The 3,220-nt window shown below is 33.1% G+C and carries 4 protein-coding genes; all 4 read left to right on the top strand.

What is annotated here, in order from left to right; all coding sequences use genetic code 11:
• Positions 1-449 (top strand): HNH/ENDO VII family nuclease (locus DXB91_RS13925; protein ID WP_207661326.1); only part of this gene is annotated, 449 nt, incomplete at its 5' end.
• 3 nt (positions 450-452) lie between these two features.
• On the top strand, positions 453-872 hold the full coding sequence (locus DXB91_RS13930) for an SMI1/KNR4 family protein (RefSeq protein WP_015533326.1): 420 nt from the start codon (positions 453-455) through the stop codon (positions 870-872).
• Positions 873-941: 69 nt separating this feature from the next.
• Positions 942-1,457 (top strand): hypothetical protein, encoded by a 516-nt coding sequence (locus DXB91_RS13935; RefSeq protein WP_015533325.1) that lies wholly within the window; start codon positions 942-944, stop codon positions 1,455-1,457.
• 12 nt (positions 1,458-1,469) lie between these two features.
• Positions 1,470-1,685: a hypothetical protein gene (locus DXB91_RS13940; RefSeq protein WP_055147993.1), complete on the top strand. Its 216-nt coding sequence runs from the start codon at positions 1,470-1,472 to the stop codon at positions 1,683-1,685.
• Positions 1,686-3,220: the final 1,535 nt, after the last annotated feature.

The following is a 3,220-nucleotide window of genomic DNA, read 5'->3' on the forward strand; positions in this document are numbered from 1 at the left end:
CTAGCAAAGGACGGGTGGAGTCTGAAAGAAGTATTACTTGTGAGGGTGGAAGTGGTTCTGTAATTTACACTTCAGTAGAATATGAAGGCACAGTTAAAGTTAATGGAGAAGTTAGAGATGTAAGTAGAAAGGTATATCAAAGGAATGATATAGATTTTGAGTATTTTGATGAGACAACAGGACTAACAAACTTAGAACGTATGCAGGCTGGCAAGCCTCCTATAGGGACAGATGGTAATGCTATTCAACTACATCATATTTTGCAAAAAGAAGCAGGACCAATGGTTGAGATTCGAGAGATTACACATCAAGAATATTATTCACAGTTGCATGGTCTTATCGAAGATGGAGCAAGTTTTAGAAATAATCCAATATTGAATAAGCAATATAATAATTTTAGACGTTCATATTGGAAATGGAGAGCAGAGCAAATCGTAGGAGGAAAATAAAATATGTATGATAAAATTGTTAAGATTATAAGTCAATATGAAGAAAAAGGTGATTTTACACATCCTAATGTAGATGATAAAGATTTATATGATGCAGAAAAAATATTAAATTTAAAAATTCCAGAGCAGTATGTTTGGTTTTTGAAAAATTATGGGCATGGTGGACTGGATGGCATTGAAACATTGGGTGTAGGTAAAAATGGCAAAATGATATTTGTGGAAAAGACACTAGAATTCAGGTCATATGGGTTGAATGACGATAAGATTGTAATAGAAAATTGTGACGAATGGATTTATTGTATTGATGTAAAAACTGGAGCCGTTATGATGTGGTCACAAGGAGATAAAAAGTACAAGATTAATTATAAAAATTTTATTGAATATCTAAATGATAGAATCAGTGATGCTATAGAAAATATGTAATATTTATAAAATTAAATTTAATTATGTCTATACTTTAGGACTTCAAAGTCCCTAACTCAAAAAGCTATTATGTCATTTGAGGATGGAAAGCAATATTCATCGTGGAGTAAACTTAGAGAAGAGGGATTGTCACTTGAACAAGTAGAAAAAATAAAAGGCACACCAAAGGGACAGAAACCATTACCAGAAACTTATTTGAGTGAGGAATATATTAATAATCATCTAAATTCATTCAAGAAAAGTGGTGCGGTAAAAATAATGCCAAGTGAGCCATCAGGAACAATTGGTGGTAAAGGTGGTACATTTGTAATGTCTGGGGATGAACTAAGTGAAATAATTCGAAACGCAGATGGGGATGTGGCTAAAATAGAAAGTGTTTTGGGATTAGACAAAGGATATTTAGGAAGTAATCCTGTTATAGTGACAATTCAGGACACATCTAGTTTAAGACTTCCATCTGGCAATGAATTAGGTGCATGGCCGGAATACTGGGAACCAGGCGGCTATACAAGTGGTGGAATAAAAGAAGCAGTTATTAATCCGGCGAAAGAAGGAACATATACATATAAACATTTATTTGAATAGAGGTGCTTTAAAATGAAGTTAATTATAGAAGATGAGGGTATTAGTCTACTGGAAAACAAAGGGCAATATTATCTTCAGTATGATGCAGGAGCGCATATGATAAAGAAAAAAAGAATTGAAATTACAAATGAAGAGGCGGAGTTATGCCAATTAGATGTTGAAGAAATGTATAATCTTATTTTGCAATATCAAAATGATGGTGTATATGGTGAAGATGTAGTTGAATAAAATATATAAAATTAATTATGGTTATACTTTAGGACTCCAAAACCCCTAACTCAAAAAGCTATTTTAATTTCTGCCTGTTCACGAAGTGAATGAAATGCAGAAATTAATAATAGCTTTTTGTCATTTACCTAAAGGGGAAAGGACACCTTATGGCGAAATTTGCCCCCAGGTATACAAAAGGATTTGTCCGACAATTTATTTCTAAGGTACGGTAAATCATTGATTTTACTGACTTTATTGCAAGCAGACAGATTTCATTCTTTCACAGAACTATTGTTTGCTAAAATACTCATAAATACTGTGAAATAGCCATTTTCAGCAATTGATATAAAATTATAACAAAAGATTTCGTTACAAGTTTGGCTGGTATCTACAACAGTATATTTTTATGAAAGTATATGCCAAAATCAAGACAATCCGACTAATTGTTAAGAAAATGCCTTATTCTGATATCTTGAATAATTTTAAGACCTAGGATAAGAAATTTAATCAGTATTGGTGTATTCATAAAACGCATATAAGTTGTTATCCTTGGAAACAGAGACAGGATTAGTAAGATTGGCATCTTTGCATATGCTGTTGCTACCCAGCCATATGGCACAGCACAGGGGGATGTCTGTTGCGGGTATTGATGGTATGTCAAAAACAGTCAGATAAATTTCAGCCTTTGAAGATTCACAGGTGCATACGTATAATTGCTGTTTTGCCCGTATTTTTGCCGATATCGACAGATTAAGGGATTTCTTAGCTGTGAAAGTGTCTGTCTTTGTTCGTAAAGAAATTTGGCTGAGACAGATGCTTAGAAATATTACCATCTTGCGAGATGAAAAGTTTGCTAATACCTATTTGTATCGCATGTTAGGATGCTTGTACAGATGGGTATTTTTGTTGTGGTCATATATTTTGATATTCACAGGTATCGTTTCAATGTAGGCTGACAGCGAGAGACCTTGCTATCTGTATGTATCCAGTGCCAATGGGGTATCATCTCACAGTTGATTTCATATCAACTGCAATCGTTTTAATCTGAATTTCTTTGAAATGACCTAATCTTAATTCGTTATGATTTTATCTGAAATAAATTCCACTTGAGATTCTACAAAATATTATAAGGAACTTTTAATGGAACTGCCGATTTCAAGAGTGACAGAAAATCAGTGACAAAAAGTCACGAAATAATTATACGTATCCATTTTATTTTGAAATTTCCTGTTATCACTGACTTTTAAAGCTTTTTTTTAAAATAAGTTGTCGACTGATAAAATTCATACTCCATTTTTGTCACAACTGATATTGCAACTGTTTTCTCTGGCATGGATTAATTTATGGAACTTCCATTCTGTAAGATTCAGATATTTTTATATTTTTTGTAACAAGAAATCATCTGTTACAGATTGGTGGTGAGAGTGATGGTATATGGAATTATTTCAGCAAAAGATAATCAGACGAGCCTCGCTTATTTTAAGAGTAAAAAAGTTTCACAGCTTGAACCGGAAAATCTAAAGGGAAGAGGACTCATAAAGGTCGATGGAGAA

Source organism: Coprococcus sp. OM06-34AC (genome assembly GCF_003462545.1).
In the GTDB taxonomy this organism is placed as follows: domain Bacteria; phylum Bacillota; class Clostridia; order Lachnospirales; family Lachnospiraceae; genus Coprococcus; species Coprococcus aceti.

Excerpts from the sequence above, each read along its gene's own strand:
- DXB91_RS13930 (WP_015533326.1), top strand. The coding sequence starts at position 453 with ATGTATGATAAAATTGTTAAGATTATAAGTCAATATGAAGAAAAAGGT.
- DXB91_RS13935 (WP_015533325.1), top strand. The coding sequence starts at position 942 with ATGTCATTTGAGGATGGAAAGCAATATTCATCGTGGAGTAAACTTAGA.
- DXB91_RS13940 (WP_055147993.1), top strand. The coding sequence starts at position 1,470 with ATGAAGTTAATTATAGAAGATGAGGGTATTAGTCTACTGGAAAACAAA.